Genomic DNA, 21,116 nt, shown 5'->3' with positions numbered 1-21,116 from the left:
GCTCCCAAAGGGCAAACTCCCGTCGTGCGCCAGTCTGCCAAACGTTTTCATGCCAGCGTCATAAGCGCGATCAACAATCAAGGAAAGATGCAGTGGATGGCCCTGAAACAGGCCCTCAACGCCGACATCTTTATCGACTTCATCAAACGGCTCATCCGGCACCGAAAACGTAAGATCTTCCTCATCGTCGACAACCTCCGTGTCCATCACAGCAAACTCGTCAAAGAGTGGCTGGAAAACCATAAGCACCGCATCGAACTGTTCTACTTGCCTAGTTATAGCCCGGAGCTCAACCCAGACGAATACCTCAACCAAACCCTCAAGCATGAAGCGTTTAAAGGCGGTCCGGCTAACGACGCAATAACCCTAAGAGCCAAGGTGGACGTCGCCATGTATATGCTCTCCATACGCCCGAAAAAGATCATTTCATGCTTCCAACACCCACATGCCAAATACGCCGCATGAAGTCACCTTTTGCATTAGCGGAGTAATAAAATGATGGAGCGAAAAAATAGAATTTTTTTCGTCGATGATGAACCCTATGTATTAGGAGCGATCCGAAGATCGTTAAGGCCCTATAGAAAGCAGTGGGATATGAACTTCTGTGATAATGCCCAAACCGCACTGGGTATCCTCGAAAACGAGGATATTGACATCATAATCTCTGACATGCGCATGCCTGAGATGGATGGGGCGGAACTCCTTAAAATTGTGCAAAGCAAGCACTCTGAAGTCGTCCGTTTTGTCTTGTCTGGATATTCTGACAAGGAGCAGTTGGTGAAGACGTTTAATATAGCCCATCAATATATCTCGAAACCCTGCGATCCAGATGAACTTAGGACCCGTATTGAACAAACAAGTTGGCTTCTCGAATCAATGAGCAGCCATCAATTGAAGGGCTTTATCGGTCAGACAGAGTCATTGCCCACACCTCCTAAGTTATATCGCGATCTCGTGGATACGATTCAAGGCGAGGCATGTGATGTCTCTGAGATTAGTAGAATTCTCGAGTCTGACCCAGCGCTCGTTGGAAAGATTTTAAAGACAGTCAATTCGTCCTGCTTTGGGTTCGGTAGTCGGATCTCGAATTGCGAGCAGGCTGTGGCTGCCTTGGGTGTCGAAACAATCCGCGCTTTGATCCTCAAGGAGGAAGTCTTCTCCATCCTTTCCGATTCTCTTTCTCAGATGTTCGATCTCGAAAAATGGCGCTCACGTTCCCTCAAAGTAGCACGGCTATCAAGGTCTATTTTTAAAGATAAAAACGAAGACAATTCCCTCGCTGACGATGCGTTTATTGCGGGAATGTTACTCAATATTGGAGAGACAATTCTGCTTACTTACAATCCGTATAAATACATCATCCTTCATGACACATACCCGCAGGATTCTGATAAGAAGTTTAGGGCTGAGGAAGAAATATTTGGAGAAAACCATGCGACGGTAGGTGCTTACCTGTTACAGCTTTGGGGCTTCGCTTATGAGGTTGGAGAGGCCGTGGCTTCACATCACTCAATGGACGGATTAACCTATGATTTAATAGGAATCCGAGAAGCGAGCACGCTGGCGGATAGATTGGTTGCAATAGAGGAAGCCAACGATCCTGAAGCAGCGCTATTTTCTATTAAAGACCTAAATCAGATATCTGATATCCCGGAACAGGAATTATTGTCCTATACTCAATACTGAAAGCATTACATTTATGATTTTAACTCTTAAAGATACCGGAAAATACTTATCCATTGGCTTGGTATGCTGCTTATTACACAGTGTCGTGTATGCTGAGTATACGATATCTATCGTTCCACAGATCAGCGCTAACAAAATCGAAAACAGGTGGAGCCCTGTATTGGAATTTATTGAGCAAGAGGTTGGGGTGGGATTTAAAATAATCCACCATGCTTCGATCGAGGAATTTGAGGAGAGCGTGGCGGCTGGAGAAGTTGACTTCGCGTATATGAATCCATTTCACGCGTTTAGAGCTAAAGAGCTTCAAGGCTATACACCGATTATAAGAGACCGCACCAAGATGCTGTTTGGTCAGCTTTGGGTGAATAAGCGATCTGGCTACGAATCGTTAGAGGATCTAGATGGGGGCTTGATCGTATTTCCTGCTCCCAATGCTTTCGGTGCATCGCTTTATATGCGCGCACTTTTGAGGGAAAAAGAAGGCATCAATTTCCGAGCAAAGTATGTGAAGACGCACAGCAATGTCTACCGGCACGTAGCGATGGGCCGTAGTGAGGCCGGAGGGGGTGTCGCTCGCACTTATAACGCTGAGCCGGAAAATCTGAGGCAACAGCTCCGCCTCATTTATCAAACGCCAGGGGTGCGCCCTCATCCGATATGCGTTCATCCCCGAGTGCCGGAGGCGGTCCAGCGGCAGTTTGCTGAAGCAGTGATTGAACTCTTTAATTCTGGAGAAAGCGGTATCGAGAGGCTCAGGGCAATTGGGATTCCAGAGCCAGTGTTGAGTGACTATGACACCGACTACTTTCCACTGGGAGCATTAAACCTGTCTCAGTATGTTGAGGGTTCGATGAGGTGATTGTTTATGGCCGAGTCATCTTTCCTCAGATTTTTCTCCTGGAAGCGTCTACGGGTCCAGGTCATCGCCGTGTGTATCTTAACGCTTACGGTAGCCCTAGGTGGGGTGACGACGACATTTATAAATCAGCATAAAGAGACGCTCTCGAAGGAGTATTTGCATGAGGCGAGTATCCTAGCAAAGAATTTATCTCGGTCTGTCCTGGAATGGATCCTGAATGAGGATTACGACAAACTCTCGGAAACCGCAGAGCGTACGGCTGAGTTTTCACGCGTGACTTCGATCTGGGTCTATGACCCTGAGGGCTTCCTCATTTGCGCGGCGAGGAAAGGCGATACGGGAGAGATTGAGGAAGTCTTCAGCTTGGATAAGGTAGAGGTTCCAGGAGACGGTTTTTCCCAGTCTATTCATGATGATACCATAACCACGTGGGTTGCCATCGAGTCTGAAGACCGCATCGGATGGGTCAGGTTGATTACATCCATGGATGATCTCAATTCCATGAACGCCGCACTCTGGAAACAAGGAGTCTCCTTTCTCGCTGTCTTTTTGCTCCTATCCACCCTCGTCTTTTGGCGTTTCTTTGATGGTCCGCTCAAGGCGATTGAACAGATTACAGACTACGCTTCTCGGATGACGGGATAAGAGTGCGATACGCTTGAGATAAAGCACCAAACCCATGAGACCGAGAAACTGGCTTTAACGCTGAATGCCACATCGAAGAAACTGTAAGAAAATCGGCGTGATCTAGAGAAGGCGAGGGATGAACTATCTGATAGAGTTCAAGAGAGAACGCAGGATCTGGCGGAGACGATCGTGGAGCTCGAACATGAAATAAGAGAAAAGAAAAAGGCGCAGGCTCAGTTATTACATGCTCAAAAGATGGAGTCTGTCGGTCAGCTAGCGGCGGGCATTGCTCATGAGATTAACACCCCCATTCAGTTCATCTCCTCCAATCTCAGTTTCATCCAAGAGTCTAAGGATGATCTCTTTGACATCATCGGAAAACTAAAAGCCCAAGCTCCCCATGCCGAAGCAGCGCAAGCGATAGAGAGTCAGATTACCAGCTTGGCCGATATCCTGGATGAGCACGATTTTGAGTTTGTCGAAGAAGAGTTACCCAAGGCAATCGAGCAATCGATCGAAGGCACGCGACGTGTGTCTACCATCGTCCAAGCCATGAAGACCTTCTCTCATCCATCGACCGAGAGTTTTGCGACAGCGAACATCAATCAGATCATTAATGACACCAAGACGCTCTCCACGAACGAATGGAAGTATGTTGCGTGGATGGACTTAGAGCTCGAGCCAGGTCTACCCGATTCCCTGTGTAGCATCAGCGAGATCAGTCAAGTCATCCTCAATCTGATCGTCAACGCTGCCCATGCCATCGAAGAATCGAAGCAAGCGGATGACAGCCTACAAGGCCTGATTAAAGTCAGGACGTGGTCAGGGGATAGCGGTGTGGTTAATTTTTCTATTGAAGATAATGGCGCCGGTATCCCAGAGGACGCCCAGCAACGCATCTTCGATCCATTCTTCACGACCAAGGAAGTGGGTAAGGGAACAGGTCAGGGCCTCTCGATCTGTTACGACTCTATTGTAAATCGACATCGTGGGGACATTACATTCACGACCGAGAAAGGTGTGGGGACTACCTTTCGCGTCATGCTTCCCTGTGAACAGGATTCGCCGATAGGGGATTCGCACGAGGCCGTTGCGGGTTGATTTGATACTACACAAAGAAAGGCTGGTACATGCCACGAACTCAGATGTTTTAGAAAAAGTGTCCTAAACCTCACAATCTAGGTAAGCACGGGCCTCGATGGTAGGGGCGTCTCACCGAGACGACTGACTGTTTGGCCACAGTAGAACCAAAATTCACGGATCCGTAAAAAGTCATCGACGCGTAGCAAACACGGCCCGTTAAACCTGGATTATGCAATAGATCGCGGCAACTGAGACACAGTCTGCCGCGCTAAAAAGTCTTGCTGGGATCTGGGGCCAATGCCTTTTGGGGCAGTCGTAACCCAAGTGCCTGATGTCTTGGAGCTCTGTCTATATTAGCGTTGCTCGCGTGCTCACTGGTCGAAGACTTTGAATTTGGAGCTGCCTAGTTTTCGCTGGATGCCCAAGTTTTTTATCTTTTCGCAAAAGACTTCGTTCAGTCTGAAGCCTTCGGGGACGAGGAGTATGCCTGAATCATTTTTCAATTCTTCTGCGATGACCATGCCGGGGCGCAAGGCCTGTATGGGCACTTCGATAATGGAGACTTTTTTCTCTTTGGGTTTTACCGCGACGAATGATGAAAGGATTTTGGGATGATAGTTGTGTTCGCGTTGATACAGGCTTTCATAGGCCTCGACATGACTCAATCCCTGCAAGAGAAGGAGGTCGTAATCGTAGGCTGCTTGGATGATGGCGGCTATAAAGTGTATGCTCTTTTGGGATGTAATTTCCTCGGGTGTGATACGTTTTTCAAGGAGGGCGATGATGTCAGCAATTGTATCGAGCCTGGGGATGTGGTTAATGATTTTTTGAGCTACGCGATACCGCTTTGAGAGCATTTGATTTTCGGCGTCTGTTAGGAGCTCTCCATGGTGTTGTTTATCCAAGACATCTTCAGGAATCGTCAAACAACCGATTTGGGCGAGCATGGTTCCGATTTTGAGTTGCCAGAGATTATTCACCCCGATGTAGGTTCCCATGGCGATGACGAAGCTTTTTAGGCGGACCGATTGAGCAAATGCGAGCGGGTTGGTCATCGACAGGATATCAAACATCATTTGGATGCTGCCCGTAAGCGTTTTATTGAGCAGGTCATGCTCGAGCCTGACCAAGCGATGATGTTCTAAGCCTGCTCTGAGTGCGTCCTCGAGTTGGTCGCCTTCGCAAGGTTTGTTGAGAAATCTAAATACTTCCCCTTCATTGACTGCTTGAACCGCAGTCTCTTGGTCGGCGTTCCCAGTGAGCATGATGCGCGTCGCAAAGGGTGCGATTTCTTTGGCTTTGGAAAGAAACTGAGCGCCGTGCATCTCCGGCATTCGCATGTCGGATACGACGACTGATATGTCTTTTTTGGAGCTCAGAAACCCCAAGGCTTCGTCAACGCGCGTTGTGGTGACGATTTCAAACTTTTTCCGAAGCTGACGGCGAAAACTGGACAGGACATTCTCTTCGTCGTCGACGCAAAGAATTTTCCCGTTTGCTTTCATCTGAGCTAAAAATTAGTCGTTTTTTTGAATAATATGTCTGGGGTTAAGATTCGCCAAGCGTGCCTTGAAATTGAGTCTATTATTTTTCTATTTCCGAGCTCTTTTGGAAACTTTTTGAGGGGATCTAATGCCACCAAAAAGCAATTTTCAGACCCTGGGTTAGGGCAACCCTAGCAATCTGATTATGGACTTCAGGTTGCGTTTCGAAGTGGCTCTATCGCAAACTTTGAAAATTATTTGTTCCCAGAGAAGGCCTTGATGGCAAATGATTTTTGGGTGCGGTGAATTAGAAACCCGCGCGCGGATTTTCGTTGATTGCTCGCGAATCGGCAAAGCAGTCGCTATGTTTGGAGATAGTGTATTCACCATAAGCTCCAAGGGCATGTCTGACCTGCGTTTGGAATGTGTGAAGCCAGACAATCCTGAGACCCATTATTTAACAGACTGCATGACCTATTCCCGTTTCTCTGTCCCGCCCTTGCACTCAGTAACGCGCACCCTGGCCGATGTGGCTTCGGGGCGGATGGCACCCGATACGGTCATAACGGGTGCGCGGATATTGAGTGTTTATTCGGAGTCAATGCTGCCGGATCATGAGATTTGGGTGCATAGCGGACGAATTGCGGCAGTGAAAGCGGCAGGCAGTTACAGAGATTTAGCGAAGAAGCCGGGGTCGGTGTTTGACGCGCAGGGCGGGATCTTGGCTCCTGGGCTGGTCGATCCGCATATTCACATTGAATCGAGTATGATGAGTGCTTGTGCCTATGCTGAGGCGGCGCTCCTCAATGGCACGACGACGATTTTTTGCGACAGCCATGAAATAGGAAATGTATGCGATAGTGCTGGAGTGGAGTGGATGCTGGAGGATGCACGCCAGGCCCCGTTAAACATTTTCCTCACGGTCCCCAGTACAGTGCCCGCTACCCATTCGGGGCTGGAAACCGCTGGAGGTGATTTGACGCCGGATAAGGTGGGTGAGATTTTCGACGCTTGGCCAGAGGCGGTCGCACTGGGCGAAAAAATGGACTTTGTTCCGGTGTGTCTCAGCGATGAGCGGAGCCATGCGATCATAGGTGAGGCGTTGAAGCGGGGGCGCCCGGTTTCTGGGCATATCTATGGGCGGGAATTTGTGGCAGCTTATGCCGCTGCGGGTGTAACAGATACGCACGAGGCTATCGACAGGGATATTGCGAAGGATTTCATCGAGGCGGGGATATGGGTCTTTCTCCGTGGTGGTCCACCGACCACGCCGTGGCATTCTTTGCCAGAGGCTATCAAAGCGGTTACGGAGTTGGGTGCTTCACACAAGCGTGTCTGCGTGTGCACCGATGATCGTGACGCGGATGATCTCTTTCTCTTCGGCCTCGATTGGGTAACGCGTCAAGCCATGGTCGCGGGTATGACGCCGGAGCAAGCCTGGTCTATGGGCTCGCTCCATGGAGCGACTCGTTTTGGCATGGATAATGAGTTGGGTGCTCTGGGGCATAGTCGTCGAGCTGACATCGTGCTGCTCAATGACGCTCATGAACCCCAATGCACGTGGTATGGGGGTGCGCTGGTTGTTGAGGACAAACAGATTACTGAGAAATTAGAACAGCAACTCGAGTCCGAGCGCTACGTCTATCCTGCTGCCGCTTACGACACGGTAAAACTCCCTGAATCTCTTGACGTCATTCCGCCGCTTCCGAAGAGCGCTGGTGCCTTTAACATTATCCGGACCGAGCTTCCTGGTATCCTAACTCTGCATCGCAAAATTGAGCTGACTGCTGCTCCGGAGTCTTGGGAAGCTGTTCTTGAGGAAAACGATTGCTGTTTCGTCGCTGTGGTAGAGCGCCATGGTAAATCTGGAGAGATTGCTCATGGCCTCCTGCAAAATTTTAAGCTCAAGTCAGGTGCGGTAGCTAGTTCAGTGGGTCATGATGCGCACAATATCATCGTTGCTGGCCACAATGCTGCTGATATGCAGCTCGCGCTTAAGACGATTGAAGCGGAGAAAGGCGGCGTGGTGGTGGTCGACGCTGGCGATGTCAAAGCCTGTGTCCCTCTTCCCATCGCTGGATTAATCTCTGATAAACGGGCTACAGAGGTGGCTGAGCTGACGACTGAGCTGAAACAGGTGTGGGATGCTGCGGGTTGTTCTCTGCCATACATGGGTTATAACTTGATTCCCTTATCAGTCATTCCAGAGATCCGCATAACCGATAAAGGGCTCATCCTGGTGCCACAAATGGAGATCGTTTCATTGTTTGAGAATAAGCTCTCATAAACCCTTTCATTCAAATATTCAAGGTTCTTCATTTTCTGTCGGCTGGATCTCCAGAATGGTCACGAAGCAAAAGCCTTTGGGATTTACCTTGATAGAGATTATGATCGTGGTGGTGATCATTGGTTTGCTCGCCGCGATTGCCATCCCAGCTTTCCAGAAAATAAGGCTGAACTCAAAATTTTCGACCTTCATGAACGATTCCACTGCCTATGCTGAGGCAGGTATGATCTATTTGTTTGAAACCGGCGCAGAAAAGATTCAGGACGCTAATACGGGGATATTGCCAAATGAGTTGGAAGGCTACATCAACGAGACAGCCTGGGATGCAGGTACGCCTATCGGCGGAAGTTGGGATTGGGATTCGGACTATGGTTTCCATGGGGTGGGTGTCATAGGCTTTACAATCACTGAAGAAGAGGCTGGCGAGGTAGATCAAATTTACGATGATGGCGATGCTGATACGGGTTTGATCCGCAGGCCCGAGGATGATCGCATTTATATGGTCTTGGCTAACTGACCTTTGCCGCACTATTTTAGAGATAACCCAAAGTGATTTCTAAGTAAAGTTACTGTCTTCGACAGATCGGGCGACTTTCTAAAGCGATGGTGCGTGCGTGCCATCTCGAGTCGGATGAGACCTTTTCTACAGCTATATCTTTTGGTAATTGCTTTTGCAACGCTCGGCGAAGTGAGGGCTGATAATCTTATATCAGCTAGGCAAATTAGTGATGAGCTGAAGCCTTATGGAATACATTCCACAGAATTCAGCGCACAAAAATACGAAGAGCCTAAATATCGCTGGATCAAAAAGGAATTCTTACCGTTCTATAAACGCTATCTTCAGAGTAGCCGGGCCTTTTATCAGAGTGAAGGCATCGATTGTGATAATTTCTGTGTGTTCTTCCAGTCTGCCTTATTTCAGCAAAATGTGAAGTCGGGCAATATTTCCAAAGCCAACTCCGCGGTAGGCGTCCTCTGTGCAGATGTAGGACGTTTCTTAGATGTGCGCCATGTATTGATTCTGATCCGCACTGATCGAGGATGGATGACGGTAGAGGGGGAAAATGGAAGAGTGGTGCCGCTTAAGCGATACATTCGGAAAAACCGTGTCCTGAAGGCAGTATTTTGATGCAGCGATAGGATCTATCGGTTGAGTGGGCTCGTGTTCTGAATGAGAGACTTCCGCGGTGCCACAGGAGGAGTTGCTTGGATATTGTCCCTCAAATTAAGTTTGGACTGCTTTGATGTCTTTAGAAACGAAAAGGCCCGCCGGGGTAGCCGACGAGCCTTCACGAAACAAACTACAAACTAGACTGAAACTGTGTAATACTACTGCTTCTGTATACTTTGTTTCCGCACATCGGATTCCGTTCAAAATATTTTGAGAAAGTTCAGTTTTTTTCGATCTCGCTGACGGCAAGACAAATGCTGGATGCTAGATTCCCATGCTAGATCGAATATTTAAGCTCAAAGAGCACCATACAGACGTCAAAACTGAGGTCATTGCAGGTATCACAACCTTTGCCGCAATGGCCTATATTTTGGCGGTCAATCCGGGGATTCTGAGTAATGCCGGATTGGATGCAGCAACGATGCTCACAATTACAGGGCTAGCTGCGGCAATTGGCTGTGTGCTGATGGCGCTGTTGACCAACTATCCAATTGCGCTGGCTCCGGGTATGGGGCTCAACGCTTATTTTGCGTTTACAATTGTTTTGGGTGCTGGGATTGCGCCCGCTGATGCGCTCGCGCTGGTATTTTGGAATGGGATATTCTTTTTGGTACTTTCGCTCACAGGTGTGCGGTCGAAGATAGCCGATGCGATTCCAGCTAATTTGCGAGTAGGTGTTCAGTGCGGTATTGGCTTATTCATCGCGTTCATTGGTTTGAAGAACGCTGGAATTGTCGTCGATAATCCAGCGACACTTGTCACGGTAGGAGACCTCTCTAAACCATCTTCGATTCTCACGATTGTTGGTTTCGTGTTCATGGCTTTCTTGGTGATCAAGAAAGTGCCCGGAGCCATAATTTTGGGGATCTTAGGAATTACACTTGTGGGTCTCTTTTTGCCGATGGGTGACGGTTCCGTTACGGCAATGCCTGATGGGATAATGTCGGCACCCGCAGGAATTGGAGACATGTTTCTTTCCCTAAATCTATGGTTTCCTTTCGAGAATTTTGGAGAGGTGTATCCGCTTATTCTTTCGCTTTTATTCGTAGATCTGTTCGATACGATCGGCACCTTAATCGGCGTGTCACGTCGGGCCGACTTGCTCGATGAGAATGACAAGCTACCCAAGATGGGTAACGCACTTACGGCAGACGCTGGCGCTACTGTTATTGGAGCTCTACTTGGTACTTCGACGACGACTTCCTACGTTGAATCTGCAGCTGGAGTAGAGGCGGGAGGGCGTACGGGGCTTACTGCGATCACAGTGGGTGCCTGTTTCTTGATAGCGCTCCTGTTTACACCTATTATTTTGATAATTCCGAACCAAGCCACAGCACCAGCATTGGTTATGGTAGGCGTTTTCATGATGCAAGGTGTCCGTCATCTTGATTTAGACGATGTGGCGCTGCTGACTCCGGCGTTTGTGACGCTTCTGGCTATGCCGTTAACCTTCAGTATTAGTGAGGGGATCGGTTTGGGGTTCATTACGCATGTAGGTATCCAAATGGCCTTAGGCCGTTTTCGAGATGTCTCAGTCGTGACCTATATTTTGGCTGCCTTGTTCGCGCTGCACTATCTAGATGTTTGGGGAGGTTGATCAACGACGTCATGGTCAATCGACCACGACGGGTTGAAGCTCAAGCCATCGAGCCCTGAATGGTCGCAGCCTATGGAATCTAGGTGCGCTGCAAAGGCGATCATGGTGGCATTGTCGCCGGTGTGTCGACGTTCCGCTAAAAGGAGGGGTGTTTCGAGTTTTTTGGTGAGCGCTGCGAAGCGATCTCTGAGTGCACCGTTATTTGAAACGCCTCCTGAGAGACCGATGCTTTTAAAAGGTCCGAGGGTGTCCCAGATGTGAGTCGTCTTGCGAGCGAGCTGTTCGATGGTGGCGAACTGGTAGCTGGCGCAGATGTCGGAGAGGTGCTTCCGGAGAGTCGCATCATCTGTCTTTTCTAAGAGATAGCGTAGGCTTGTCTTTAAACCAGAAAAGGAAAAGCGACGATCGTTGCGTGCTCCAGCTGCTACGGGAAAGGGATGGTAGGCCGTGTTGCCCTCAAGGGCGACTCGCTCGATATGAGGCCCGCCTGGGTAGGGCATGCCCAAGAGTTTTGCTCCTTTGTCCAGGGCCTCGCCTGCCGCGTCATCAACGGTTTCTGCGAGCACTTTGATTCGGAGGTGTTCGTCAATTTTCACTAATAGCGTGTTGCCGCCGGAAACGATCAATCCGAGATGGGGGAGATATGGCGCGATTCGCGCATTCACGCAGCCAGGATAGTCAATCCAGTTCGGGATGAATGGAGAATAAGCGTGGCCTCGGAGATGATTGACTCCCACGACGCGTGTAGTGGGATGGGCGATCCTGAGGGCTTTTGCAGTGGCAATCCCAGTGGCAAGACACCCCGCGAGTCCGGGGCCTGAGGTGACAGCGATCGTATCTACTTTTTCCTGCCAGTGAGGGACCTGTCTAGCGAGCTCGCCGAGCAAATTTGGGAAATTATCCAAATGTGCCCGGGTTGCGAGGTCAGGTACCACGCCTCCATACTCAGCATGGAGGGTGACTTGGCTGGCGATAAGTTCGGCGTGGATGATGCCTGTGCTGGGTTCAATCAGAGCAAGTGCCGATTCATCGCATGAGGATTCGATTCCGAGAATCATTTTGGTCTCATCGACCGATTTTCCGGCCACGTCAATGTAAGAACTAATTGATGCTTAGTAACTCGAGGGCCTTGAGGACAGCATCATCTGTTGTGAGCATTTCTGGACTGATACTGCGATTTCCAAGGCCGCGCGTGGAGACCGTGTAGTCCGGCTTCAGTCCGTTACCGTCAACTTTACTGTAGTCAGCTAAATAAAAGTAAGCAGTTGTCATTTTTGCCCCTCCGCCGTTATCCAATGCGAAAATACTCTGCACAGAGCCTTTTCCATAGGTCTGATCGCCGACGAGGATGGCATCATTTAAGATCCTGAGATTGCCAGCAAGAATCTCTGAAGCACTCGCGGTGAGGCGATCGGTTAAAATAATCACCCTCTTTGGGTCTAGCGATGCAGCTTGGCTAGTTTTACGGATATCGGTTCGACCAGACCGTTGGTTTTTTACGTAGAGCACCTCAACATTTGCAGGGGTCAACATGTCGAGAATGTCGAATGCGGAATCCAGAATGCCCCCAGTGTTGCCTCTTAAATCGACAATAAGGGAATAGGGCTCGTTCAAGTTGATGAGTTCGGCGGCAAATTCATCGTCCGTCCAGTTACCGAACTCCCTTATTCTTAGATAATGGATACTGTCATCTAATGTTAAGAGTGGAGAGACTGTGCGGACAATAACTTGCTCGCGGAGTATTTCTTTTTTCACCGGGGACTGATCTTTTGATTTCAGCTCAAGAGTTAGGCTGGTGCCGGGCACGCCACGGATTTCGTCGACCACTTCGGAGAGAGACATCCCTACTGTGGACCTCTCATTGACGGAGGTAATGATGTCTGTAGTCTTGAGTTGTGCATTTTCTGCTGGGGATCTTGGGAATACTTCGAGGATTTCGATTTCGCCGGAATCGTTTTGGGAAATGCGCACACCGATTCCTCGATAGGTCTGAGAAATCTCTTCCTGTACCCCGCGAAAGCTGTCCGCGTCGAAAAACTGTCGATAGCGATCCTCTCCGCGTGACTGAGCTATTTTGGTTTCGGATCTAGCCTGGGCGATATCACCACCAAAAAGTCTGGAGTCTAGGGTCGGTGAAAAGACGAATCCGAATAAAAATGAGAATAGGGCGATGGAAAGGGTGGCCTTCATTTCAGATGAAACCTTAGAAAAATAAAACTGATCCACTCCACACATGCAAACTGCAGGCCCAAAAGTCGTAAGCTTTGCGAAGAGGATGAGGTTTTTGAATGCTGTTTGGATCGATAAATGGCTAAAAAACCAGATGTGTTGATTTTTGGATTGCCAGCATCCCTCGAAAACATCTTGTTGTTCAGCTTTTTCCCAAAACACATTTGTCATGTCTAGAATCTGCGCAATTACAGGAAAGCGACCCAAAGTGGGCGGCCGCATCGTTCGCAAAGGTCAATCCAAGAAAAGCGGTGGTATCGGTCTTCAGCTTGTTAAGAATAACAAGCGCACATTCCGCCCCAATCTGCAGCGCATTCGAGTGAAGCTCCCCAGCGGTCAGGTGAAGCGTATGTGGGTATCTGTAAAAGCGATCAAGGCAGGAAAAGTCCAAAAAGCTTAGTGAGAATTTATTATGGCACTTAAAATCAGACTTCAGCGCGGAGGAAACGCGCACCGTCCTCGTTATCGTGTAGTAGTCGCCGAGGCGCTCGCTCGTCGTGATGGACGTTTCGTGGAAATTCTTGGTCAATACAACCCACAGGCCAAACCCACTGAGACCGAGCTTAACCTCAAGCTCGATCGCATTGACTATTGGGTAAGTGTAGGAGCGAAGCCGACTGATACAGCACGCACGCTGATCAATCGTTACCGGCGTGAGCTTCCTGCTGAAGCGCCTACTGCTGAGGTATAAGCCCCGAGTATTTTTGGGATGCACCTGACAGTGTGTCGGGATTTGAGCCGATGCAGCAACCGCATCTCGAGATTGATTTGATAACCCTGTTTCCAGAAATGGTGCAGGGTTTTCTTGTTGAAAGTATTGTCGGGCGTGCCGTAACGAAAGGGTTGGTTCGCTGCGAGGTGCATAACCTGCGCAATTGGACTCACGATCGACACAAAACGACAGATGAGCGTCCCTTTGGAGGAGGTGCAGGGATGGTGCTCAAGCCAGAACCCATTTTTGAGGCTTTCGACGCTTTGCGTCGCAAAGACACGCACGCCATATATATGTCACCGGACGGCCCTGTGCTCGACATGCCTCGGGTGAAGGCGCTCGCCTCAGAGAAGCGACATTTAATTATCCTCAGCGGTCATTACGAAGGCATCGATCAACGGGTAAGAGATGCGCTCATCGATGAGGAGATTTCAATCGGGGATTATATTTTGACCAACGGAACCTTGCCGGCGGCTGTTTTGATCGATGCCGTAACCCGCTATATACCTGGTGTTTTGGGAGAGGAAAACTCCTTGACACAAGATGCCTTCAACGGCAATCTCCTTTCTTTTCCTCAATTTACCAGGCCTGCAAGCTTTCGCGGTATGACAGTCCCTGAGGTGTTACTCAGTGGAAATCACGCAGTGATCGCAGAATGGCGGCAGCAGCAACGGGAGTCAAAAACCCGGAAACTGCGTCCCGATCTTAGCAACGAACAGAATTTACCATGAGTTCCATCATCGACGAAATTTCTAAGGATCAGCTCCTCCCAGAGCGCGACCACTTCAAAGTGGGCGACGGCGTCAAGGTGCACACGCGTGTTCGCGAGGGCGATAAAGAGCGTATTCAGATCTTCGCTGGCATCGTGATAGCGCGTAAAGGTAGCGGCATCCACGAATCTTTCACCGTCCGTCGTATCGCCTCGGGTGTAGGAGTTGAGCGTGTATTTCCTGTGCACTGCCCGAATATTGCCAAAGTCGAGGTAGACCGCGAGTCGATCACCATGCGTGCTCGGATGTATTACATGCGTGACCGCATCGGCAAAGCTGCCAACCAGGTGAAAGAACGCCGGGTTTATGAGGCCAAGCGTCGCACTAACGTATAACCTTTAATAACATAGACTGCCGTGAAAGTAGCTTCATCCATCAAAACTCTGAAAAACCGTCACCCTGACTGCCAGGTCGTCCGCCGCAAGGGTCGCCTATACGTGATCAATAAAACCAACCCACGCTTCAAAGCGCGTCAGGGATAATTGCGAAAGAGCTCGGATCATCCATGAAAACTGATACCCATCCAGAAGCATTTCCCGCTGCGTTTGTTGACGTATCGAGCGGACAGAAATTTCTCACTATCTCTTCTCAAAAGTCTAAAAAGACAGAGAACATTGATGGCGTGGAGTATAACGTATTTGTGTGCGATATTACGTCGGACTCACACCCTGTCTTCACTGGTGAAAAGCGCTTCGTAGACACCGCAGGCCGTGTTGAGAAATTCAAGAACAAGTTTGGCCGCCGCCGCCGCTAGTTCGTAGAAGAACAACGAGATTTAGAAACCGCCTTCCGTTTTGGGAGGCGTTTTTTTTAATATCTACTCTATCTGAGCCGCCAAAAGTACTTTTTGGAGTTCGGATTGATAAGCATCATTACAAATGAGTGTTGTGATCACGGGTGAGCGTAGCGATTTTGTTTTGAAGATCTGTTGTGCGAATTTTCTCAGAAATGCATCTGTATCCATTCTGTATGGAAGATGTTGCAAGCTGCCTTGAACAAGGATGCCTGAACGGTTGCGGTAGAGGGCCATGCCGGAGATTTTTTGCCTTCTCTCGTTGATAAGGTCCTCGACGCGCGGTTCTCTGAAACAGATTTCTGGCCTACTAGATGGCGATGTCTTTACTTGATCTGTCTTGAATCTAAGGGATGTTTCGATGGTCTGTCGCATCGCATCTTGGAGTATTGCATAGACCCATTTTACACCTGGACCCGTTATGGGTATTAAGGAATTTGGGATGATGAGGCTCCAGGTCAGTGAGTCGTCCGTGTGGTCTACCAAACCGCCACCGGTTGGGCGTCTTGCCCAGTCCCGAGTTGTGGAGGAAATGAGGGCAGTGGGTTGGTATTTGCCGATTGTCACCGCCTCTGGGTTCTCCCAAGTGTAAGCCCGTAAACTTGCAGTCGAAACAAGTGACGATTGTGCCAAGAGAGCTAAATCCCACGCCATGTTACCAGCGGCATTTGCTGGAACTGAATCGACGATTTGAACCTTAGAACTGAGACTCATACCATGCGTAGGCTGGCTTGGGGACGGTGAGCTGCTCGATTTGTTGGTCGAGGCTCAAGGGAGTCGTCTTTAGCTTCCCCGCGATGGGGTGTAAATTAAGCAACAAATTGAGTGGGCGTTCGGATTCCGTGCATTCGACCGTGTCGATGAGTTCCACGGGTAAGTTAAAATGCTTCAGGATCGCTTGACCCATTTGTGCTCGTGTAACCGTGTGTAGTCCAGCCCAGTGAAAGATGCCGGTTAAGTTTCCCCGTTCGCACAGTTCAATGATGGCTTCTGCGGTGTCGCTAGCAGAGGTCGGTTGCCGTCTCTCATTTGTGTAAAGAGTCGGGCGTTTGCCTCTGCTCCAGGATGCAAAGAGTTTTTCATGCACCGACCGTATTCCGGTCCATCCATTGCCGTTCAAGATCGGGATTCGTAACACTATGGGTCGATCTGTGCAGTGCTCTAATACCTCGCGCTCGGCTTGAAGCTTTTGCTGGCCATAGAGCGTTGTGGGTTCGGGTAAGTCTGTGGTTCGGTGCGGTTCGGTTTGTTTGCCGCTAAATACCATGTCAGAAGAGATATGGATAAAAAGTGCGCCTATATGATGAGCTATCTGCGCCAATCGCCGTGGTAAAGCAACATTTAGGTGTTCGGCGAATTGGGGGTTCTTATCCACTATGTCTGGCTCGGAAATCGCCGCCGTGTGGACGATGGCATCGGGCCAGTGATCTAAAGCAAGACGTTCGAGTGTGGTAAACTCTGACAAATCTAGCGAGAATTGATCCATCGATAGGGACGCATCCAGAGCATGAGTGTGGGTGAGAGCAATTGGAGTATGATTACGGCGTAAGCAGGCTTGAATGATATTGAAGCCGAGCAATCCAGATGCTCCGGTGACAAGAATTTTCATATTAAATTTGAAGGGGCGATAGAAGGTGACCCTATTAAGAGGATATATGTCAGCGACATTCCGCGATTGGGTAAATCCGCAAATTTTAACACAGCCTGTCTATGAGGGAGGTAAGCCGATTGAGCGCGTGGCCGCTGAGTTTGGTCTTGACCCCTCTCACGTCGCCAAATTGGCCTCGAATGAAAATTTTCTCGGGCCCTCGCCTATGGCGGTTCGTGCGATGCAGGATGCCCTAGAAAAGGTTCATCTATATCCTGATGGTAATGGGACATTTCTCAAAGAAGCGATCGCCAAGAAGCGCGGAGTGAGCCCCGACCAAGTTATTTTGGGGAATGGTTCAAACGAAGTGCTCGAACTCGTGGCTCGAGCTTTTCTTAACAATACGAATGAGGCGGTTTTTGGAGAGTATGGCTTCATTGTTTATCGCCTTGTGACGTTGCTTCACGGGGCTGCGGTGACCTCAGTATCTATGCATGGTTATGCTCATGATTTTGATGCGCTGCTCGCCGCGATTTCTGAGAAGACGCGCATTGTCTTTATCGCTTCTCCGAATAACCCGACGGGATTGCCCGACGATCCAGGCGATGTCTATCGTTTCGTAGAGGCGTTACCTGACCATGTGTTGCTCGTGTATGACGAGGCTTATGCCGAGTATCTCGATGCCCCAGTTGACTTGCTGCCTTATATAAAATCAGGTCGAAAGATTCTATGCACCCGGACATTTTCAAAGATTTATGGTCTTGGTGGACTGCGATTGGGCTATGGTTATGGGGATCCTGATTTGATCGCGCTTTTGAACCGGATTCGTGAACCTTTCAATGTAAACATGCTGGCGTTGGCGGCTGGAGAGGCAGCATTGGATGATGAGGACTTCGTATTGAGATCGCGGGCAGGTGCTCGTTCGGGTATCCAGCAATTGACTGAAGGGCTCAAACGCCTCGGTCTCAAAATATATCCTGCGGCTTCGAATTTTGTGTTGTGTGAAGTTCAGGATCCACAAGGGAAGTTTGTCGCTTTACAGAAAGAGGGTGTGATTGTGAGGCCATTGGCTCCCTATGGTTTGAAGAATCATCTGCGAATTACGGTGGGTTCTCATGAAGAGAACGAGCGGTTGCTTGCAAAAATGAAAAGCATTCTCCAGAAAACCACAAAATGACTATTTGTAATCATTGGGTGCTCAAATGATTGAGCTTCTGATCTTTCTTTTCCTTCTGCTTGGCATTCTCATTTTGAACGCATGTCTATGTGGGTTCGAGACGAGTATCGTGGGAATTCGTCGAGACCTAGAGCTAAGAGGGGAACTCGAGGCACTTTTAAGAAGTGACTCTAACCGGATTGCAGGTGTGATTGATACTGCGGCATTTGCCCGACATGCAGCCTATGCGTTGTTGGGGGTGATTGTGGTTGTCTTTCTGTCAATCAGCCAAGGGGAGGAGCTAACTAAAGGCATTCCGATCACTTGGGTGATCGGGTTCGCGTCTATTTCTGGCTTCGTCGTACTAGAGCTTCTGGGCATTCCATGGGCGCGCCTTCAAGCGCGTCGAGCACCCATTGTTACGGCAAAACGTTTTTGGCCCGTCAGTTTGATTGTTCATTACCTTCTCATGCCGATCCGGGTACCTCAATCTCGGGTGCACAGCTGGTTGGAATCAAAGCTTACTGTAGAAAGCAAGGAGCAAACCGAATCTCTCGATACGAGTCTCATCCTCGCCAGTATTTCGCACGATAGCGATTCGGTTTCCGAGGTCGTGGGGAAAATTATTTCTAACGCCGTAGCGTTAAGCGATCTAGAAGTTTATGATGTGAACTTACCGCGGAGTCAGGTGAAGATCTTCGATATCAATGCGTCGAATGAAGAAAATCTGAAACTGGCGCGTGAGACAGGACATACCCGTTTCCCTCTATGTGATGGCGACCTCGACAAGTGTCTCGGCATCATTCACATCAAGGATATTTTCCGCTTTCGAGGGGATCCGCTCCGAATCAATTTCGATCGGATTAAGCGCAATATCATAACTGTTCACCAGGGTACTCGTATTGAAGATGCTCTTCAAAGAATACTAAAGCACCGGGCCCATATGGCTTTAGTTTCTGATGATTTTGGAGGAGTTCGTGGGGTAATTACGCTTGAGCGGATATTAGAAGAGCTCGTAGGTGACATCCAAGACGAGTTCGACGTCGAAGAAAAGTTAGTCACTCAATTAGGCGAAAAGCTATTTCGCGTATCTGGACTGACTCCAATCCATGACTTGGAAGAGGAGTTTGGTGTCGAGATCGAAAACGAGGATGTTTCGACTTTTGGCGGTCTCATTACCCAGGAGGTGGGAAAGATTCCAGAGGCAGGATATAAGATGTCATATCCCGGCATGGAGATTATCGTCACTGAGGTTGATGGGACCCGCGTGCTCTATGGTGAGGTCATCCTTGTCGATGCCAGTCACAAGGAAGTCGACGATTCTTAACTCGATTGTCTCAGGATTTGATCGAGCTCATTAAGAATTGCCCGACGATTTTGAGCGAACAGAAATTTATCGCTACCGAGTTTGTTATAAATTGACTGTATTAGCGCTTTTGTTGGACGCCGCATTTCCAAAAGCGTCTCTACTTTTTGAGTTAGATCATCGATTTGTCCAAGTTCGATATCGAGACGAATTAGATTTGTTAGGGCAGCCTGATTACTAGAGTCTGCATCGAAGGCGGCTTGAAGAACAGCACGCGCTTTATCTGGACGGTCGAGCCGTTCCAGGCGTGTCGAGAGCGCGATTAGCGTTTCTACTCGTATGTCAGGATTCTGCAGGACGTCCTGAAGGTATACAGAGCCATTCGCGTCACGTCCCGCGCCAAAGTAGGCAACGGCACGCAATGAGCTGAAGATGATCGTCCGTTCCTCGAGCCATTCAGGGTTTTCAGCAGAAATATCTTCAATTAATTCAAGTGCTAAAGCGTAGTTTTCGGCGACAACTTCAGATTCTATGAGGAAAAACGAGAATAAGGACGGATCAAAGCCTTGATTGATAGCTCTGTTGTAGAGGCGTCGATTTAAAGCTGCGTTTCCCGTATCGACACCGAATTGTCCTAGTAGAGCGAGTGCGTTAGGTTCTGAGCCAAATTGCTCGATAAACTTCTCTATCTCAGATTCTAGGCGGTCTCGTCTTTGTGAGTAATCGTATGCGTAGAGAAGTTCGACTCTGGGGCCCGGATTGAGCGGGTTGTTGAGGTTGCGCAGGAGGGCATACCGGCGCGCCTTATCAAATTCTTCCTGTTCACGGTAGAGTTTAATGAGCTCAATGAACAACTGATCTTTTTGCTCAAATTGAGAGATGCTAGACTCTAACAGGGCAACTGCGGTTTCAATTTGATCCTGTGCCGCCAGGATCTTCGCTTTGAGCGAAAGTCCACTGGGGTCTTTGTCTAAGCTGTATCGATCAATGTATTCGTGTGCCGTATCATATTTCCCTCGGAAAAACGCAGATCGTGCTGCCGCTAATCCGATAATTCGGCTAAAGTCATTTTGCGGATCACGATTCTCAAGTTCGGATTCAGCAAAATCAATCATCTCGAGATCCTGCTCTTGTCCGAGCATCAGGCCTACAAGTGTCCGAATATAGTCTAGATTGTCATCGGGGACGTAGGGCATCCCGCGTTTTAAGATCTCGATACCGAGATTGGGCTGTTTGAAGCCCATAACGTAAAATTCAGCAAGTAAGAGCCGCCCCTCGATGTTTGCGGGAGACCTCATAACACCAGCTCTGAGAAAATTATGAGCTTCCTGCCATTCCTTTTCTTCCATCAGCTTCTTGGCTTGCTCTATGTGGTAGTTTCCCATCTCGCGCTTGTGCTCCTCGTAGCGCAGAGGAAGGATCAGCATTTTTGCGAAGCTAACGTCTTCGAAGTCACGTTTGATTTTGAAGAAGAAATAGAGGAACGCACCGCAGCTTAGCCAGCCTGCTAGAGCTAGGATTCCAAAAGCTGCTGCAATCCGGCCCCAGCGAAAGTTTACAGACCATTTACGGTCCGGTTTGCGTTTTAAATAGATGAGACCGAATAGCAGCTCGCGCTTCGGCTTATAATGGTTGGCCATGCGATAATAAGTCGGGTATGAGGTTGGGGTATTGAGGGCGCATTTCTTGCTGAACGATAAGGATAATGAGGATTGAACCAGAATTGGACTTGCAATTGCAATACCAGTGATCTCAACCATCGCGAGCT

General features: G+C 49.0%; 22 protein-coding genes and 1 pseudogene. 17 read left to right on the top strand and 6 right to left on the bottom strand.

Annotated elements, in window-relative coordinates; translation table 11 throughout:
* From HRU10_06785 to HRU10_06765, 5 genes are all read left to right on the top strand, one after another.
* Nucleotides 1-465: IS630 family transposase (locus tag HRU10_06785; protein NRA26937.1), on the top strand; the 465-nt coding region annotated here is incomplete at its 5' end.
* Nucleotides 466-495: 30 nt separating this feature from the next.
* Nucleotides 496-1,686 (top strand): HDOD domain-containing protein, encoded by a 1,191-nt coding sequence (locus HRU10_06780; protein ID NRA26936.1) that lies wholly within the window; start codon nucleotides 496-498, stop codon nucleotides 1,684-1,686.
* Nucleotides 1,687-1,699: 13 nt separating this feature from the next.
* The gene (locus HRU10_06775) at nucleotides 1,700-2,545 is read left to right on the top strand and encodes a phosphate/phosphite/phosphonate ABC transporter substrate-binding protein (protein NRA26935.1); all 846 of its coding nucleotides are present in this window, start codon (nucleotides 1,700-1,702) and stop codon (nucleotides 2,543-2,545) included.
* A 6-nt stretch (nucleotides 2,546-2,551) separates the two neighbouring features.
* On the top strand, nucleotides 2,552-3,190 hold the full coding sequence (locus HRU10_06770; protein ID NRA26934.1) for a hypothetical protein: 639 nt from the start codon (nucleotides 2,552-2,554) through the stop codon (nucleotides 3,188-3,190).
* A gap of 171 nt (nucleotides 3,191-3,361) precedes the next feature.
* Entirely contained in the window at nucleotides 3,362-4,273 is a 912-nt protein-coding gene (locus tag HRU10_06765; protein ID NRA26933.1) for an ATP-binding protein, read from the top strand.
* 353 nt (nucleotides 4,274-4,626) lie between these two features.
* On the opposite strand, the gene HRU10_06760 is transcribed toward HRU10_06765, so the two are convergent.
* Nucleotides 4,627-5,760: a response regulator gene (locus tag HRU10_06760; GenBank protein NRA26932.1), complete on the bottom strand. Its 1,134-nt coding sequence runs from the start codon at nucleotides 5,758-5,760 to the stop codon at nucleotides 4,627-4,629.
* Between the two features lie 448 nt (nucleotides 5,761-6,208).
* Between HRU10_06760 and HRU10_06755 the strand changes: the two genes are divergently transcribed.
* The 4 genes and pseudogenes from HRU10_06755 to HRU10_06740 all read left to right on the top strand — a co-directional run bounded on the left by HRU10_06755 (nucleotide 6,209) and on the right by HRU10_06740 (nucleotide 10,794).
* Nucleotides 6,209-8,026: an amidohydrolase family protein gene (locus tag HRU10_06755; protein ID NRA26931.1), complete on the top strand. Its 1,818-nt coding sequence runs from the start codon at nucleotides 6,209-6,211 to the stop codon at nucleotides 8,024-8,026.
* A gap of 55 nt (nucleotides 8,027-8,081) precedes the next feature.
* Nucleotides 8,082-8,183: pseudogene (locus HRU10_06750) on the top strand (prepilin-type N-terminal cleavage/methylation domain-containing protein).
* Between the two features lie 474 nt (nucleotides 8,184-8,657).
* Entirely contained in the window at nucleotides 8,658-9,155 is a 498-nt protein-coding gene (locus HRU10_06745) for a hypothetical protein (protein ID NRA26930.1), read from the top strand.
* Nucleotides 9,156-9,471: 316 nt separating this feature from the next.
* Complete coding sequence (locus HRU10_06740; protein ID NRA26929.1) at nucleotides 9,472-10,794, top strand: NCS2 family permease; 1,323 nt, start codon at nucleotides 9,472-9,474, stop codon at nucleotides 10,792-10,794.
* On the opposite strand, the gene tsaD is transcribed toward HRU10_06740, so the two are convergent.
* A complete protein-coding gene (gene tsaD / locus HRU10_06735; protein NRA26928.1) occupies nucleotides 10,770-11,852 on the bottom strand; it encodes a tRNA (adenosine(37)-N6)-threonylcarbamoyltransferase complex transferase subunit TsaD in 1,083 nt (360 codons plus the stop codon). The two genes, HRU10_06740 and tsaD, sit on opposite strands and share 25 nt — an antisense overlap.
* Nucleotides 11,853-11,895: 43 nt before the next feature.
* Nucleotides 11,896-13,194, bottom strand: coding sequence for a PDZ domain-containing protein (locus tag HRU10_06730; protein ID NRA26927.1), 1,299 nt, complete (start codon nucleotides 13,192-13,194; stop codon nucleotides 11,896-11,898).
* Here HRU10_06730 and rpmB point away from each other — a divergent pair.
* The 6 genes from rpmB to HRU10_06700 are packed head-to-tail and all read left to right on the top strand — an operon-like array spanning nucleotide 13,193 to nucleotide 15,259.
* Nucleotides 13,193-13,423: a 50S ribosomal protein L28 gene (gene rpmB / locus HRU10_06725; GenBank protein NRA26926.1), complete on the top strand. Its 231-nt coding sequence runs from the start codon at nucleotides 13,193-13,195 to the stop codon at nucleotides 13,421-13,423. The two genes, HRU10_06730 and rpmB, sit on opposite strands and share 2 nt — an antisense overlap.
* 12 nt (nucleotides 13,424-13,435) lie before the next feature.
* Nucleotides 13,436-13,714, top strand: a complete 279-nt coding sequence (gene rpsP, locus HRU10_06720) for a 30S ribosomal protein S16 (protein ID NRA26925.1) — start codon at nucleotides 13,436-13,438, stop codon at nucleotides 13,712-13,714.
* Between the two features lie 50 nt (nucleotides 13,715-13,764).
* Nucleotides 13,765-14,466 carry a tRNA (guanosine(37)-N1)-methyltransferase TrmD gene (trmD, locus tag HRU10_06715; protein NRA26924.1) on the top strand — a complete coding sequence of 234 codons (702 nt, stop codon included), beginning with the start codon at nucleotides 13,765-13,767 and terminating at the stop codon, nucleotides 14,464-14,466.
* Nucleotides 14,463-14,840 carry a 50S ribosomal protein L19 gene (rplS, locus tag HRU10_06710; protein ID NRA26923.1) on the top strand — a complete coding sequence of 126 codons (378 nt, stop codon included), beginning with the start codon at nucleotides 14,463-14,465 and terminating at the stop codon, nucleotides 14,838-14,840. The genes trmD and rplS overlap by 4 nt, the downstream gene beginning before the upstream one ends.
* Before the next feature lie 21 nt (nucleotides 14,841-14,861).
* Nucleotides 14,862-14,987: a 50S ribosomal protein L36 gene (rpmJ, locus tag HRU10_06705; GenBank protein NRA26922.1), complete on the top strand. Its 126-nt coding sequence runs from the start codon at nucleotides 14,862-14,864 to the stop codon at nucleotides 14,985-14,987.
* A gap of 23 nt (nucleotides 14,988-15,010) precedes the next feature.
* Nucleotides 15,011-15,259, top strand: a complete 249-nt coding sequence (locus tag HRU10_06700) for a type B 50S ribosomal protein L31 (GenBank protein NRA26921.1) — start codon at nucleotides 15,011-15,013, stop codon at nucleotides 15,257-15,259.
* Nucleotides 15,260-15,322: 63 nt separating this feature from the next.
* Here HRU10_06700 and HRU10_06695 read toward each other — a convergent pair whose 3' ends face one another.
* Nucleotides 15,323-16,012: a hypothetical protein gene (locus HRU10_06695; protein NRA26920.1), complete on the bottom strand. Its 690-nt coding sequence runs from the start codon at nucleotides 16,010-16,012 to the stop codon at nucleotides 15,323-15,325.
* On the bottom strand, nucleotides 15,996-16,907 hold the full coding sequence (locus tag HRU10_06690; GenBank protein NRA26919.1) for an SDR family oxidoreductase: 912 nt from the start codon (nucleotides 16,905-16,907) through the stop codon (nucleotides 15,996-15,998). The genes HRU10_06695 and HRU10_06690 overlap by 17 nt, the downstream gene beginning before the upstream one ends.
* 46 nt (nucleotides 16,908-16,953) lie before the next feature.
* Here HRU10_06690 and HRU10_06685 point away from each other — a divergent pair, with 46 nt between their 5' ends.
* Together HRU10_06685 and HRU10_06680 are read left to right on the top strand one after the other, a co-directional pair.
* Nucleotides 16,954-18,063, top strand: a complete 1,110-nt coding sequence (locus HRU10_06685) for a histidinol-phosphate transaminase (GenBank protein ID NRA26918.1) — start codon at nucleotides 16,954-16,956, stop codon at nucleotides 18,061-18,063.
* A gap of 25 nt (nucleotides 18,064-18,088) precedes the next feature.
* The gene (locus HRU10_06680) at nucleotides 18,089-19,369 is read left to right on the top strand and encodes an HlyC/CorC family transporter (protein ID NRA26917.1); all 1,281 of its coding nucleotides are present in this window, start codon (nucleotides 18,089-18,091) and stop codon (nucleotides 19,367-19,369) included.
* Here HRU10_06680 and HRU10_06675 read toward each other — a convergent pair.
* Entirely contained in the window at nucleotides 19,366-20,988 is a 1,623-nt protein-coding gene (locus HRU10_06675; GenBank protein NRA26916.1) for a hypothetical protein, read from the bottom strand. The genes HRU10_06680 and HRU10_06675 overlap by 4 nt on opposite strands.
* Between the last annotated feature and the right edge of the window lie 128 nt (nucleotides 20,989-21,116).

The organism is Opitutales bacterium (genome assembly GCA_013215165.1).
GTDB lineage: Bacteria > Verrucomicrobiota > Verrucomicrobiia > Opitutales > JABSRG01 > JABSRG01.
The sequence above is the reverse complement of the archived record's forward strand: the minus strand, read 5'-3'. Positions and strand labels throughout refer to the sequence as shown.

Coding starts and splice junctions, on each gene's coding strand:
- HRU10_06780 (NRA26936.1), top strand. CDS start 496: ATGATGGAGCGAAAAAATAGAATTTTTTTCGTCGATGATGAACCCTAT.
- HRU10_06775 (NRA26935.1), top strand. CDS start 1,700: ATGATTTTAACTCTTAAAGATACCGGAAAATACTTATCCATTGGCTTG.
- HRU10_06770 (NRA26934.1), top strand. CDS start 2,552: ATGGCCGAGTCATCTTTCCTCAGATTTTTCTCCTGGAAGCGTCTACGG.
- HRU10_06760 (NRA26932.1), bottom strand. CDS start 5,760: ATGAAAGCAAACGGGAAAATTCTTTGCGTCGACGACGAAGAGAATGTC.
- HRU10_06755 (NRA26931.1), top strand. CDS start 6,209: ATGACCTATTCCCGTTTCTCTGTCCCGCCCTTGCACTCAGTAACGCGC.
- HRU10_06745 (NRA26930.1), top strand. CDS start 8,658: ATGAGACCTTTTCTACAGCTATATCTTTTGGTAATTGCTTTTGCAACG.
- HRU10_06740 (NRA26929.1), top strand. CDS start 9,472: ATGCTAGATCGAATATTTAAGCTCAAAGAGCACCATACAGACGTCAAA.
- tsaD (NRA26928.1), bottom strand. CDS start 11,852: ATGATTCTCGGAATCGAATCCTCATGCGATGAATCGGCACTTGCTCTG.
- rpmB (NRA26926.1), top strand. CDS start 13,193: ATGTCTAGAATCTGCGCAATTACAGGAAAGCGACCCAAAGTGGGCGGC.
- HRU10_06730 (NRA26927.1), bottom strand. CDS start 13,194: ATGACAAATGTGTTTTGGGAAAAAGCTGAACAACAAGATGTTTTCGAG.
- rpsP (NRA26925.1), top strand. CDS start 13,436: ATGGCACTTAAAATCAGACTTCAGCGCGGAGGAAACGCGCACCGTCCT.
- trmD (NRA26924.1), top strand. CDS start 13,765: ATGCAGCAACCGCATCTCGAGATTGATTTGATAACCCTGTTTCCAGAA.
- rplS (NRA26923.1), top strand. CDS start 14,463: ATGAGTTCCATCATCGACGAAATTTCTAAGGATCAGCTCCTCCCAGAG.
- HRU10_06700 (NRA26921.1), top strand. CDS start 15,011: ATGAAAACTGATACCCATCCAGAAGCATTTCCCGCTGCGTTTGTTGAC.
- HRU10_06695 (NRA26920.1), bottom strand. CDS start 16,012: ATGAGTCTCAGTTCTAAGGTTCAAATCGTCGATTCAGTTCCAGCAAAT.
- HRU10_06690 (NRA26919.1), bottom strand. CDS start 16,907: ATGAAAATTCTTGTCACCGGAGCATCTGGATTGCTCGGCTTCAATATC.
- HRU10_06685 (NRA26918.1), top strand. CDS start 16,954: ATGTCAGCGACATTCCGCGATTGGGTAAATCCGCAAATTTTAACACAG.
- HRU10_06680 (NRA26917.1), top strand. CDS start 18,089: ATGATTGAGCTTCTGATCTTTCTTTTCCTTCTGCTTGGCATTCTCATT.
- HRU10_06675 (NRA26916.1), bottom strand. CDS start 20,988: ATGGCCAACCATTATAAGCCGAAGCGCGAGCTGCTATTCGGTCTCATC.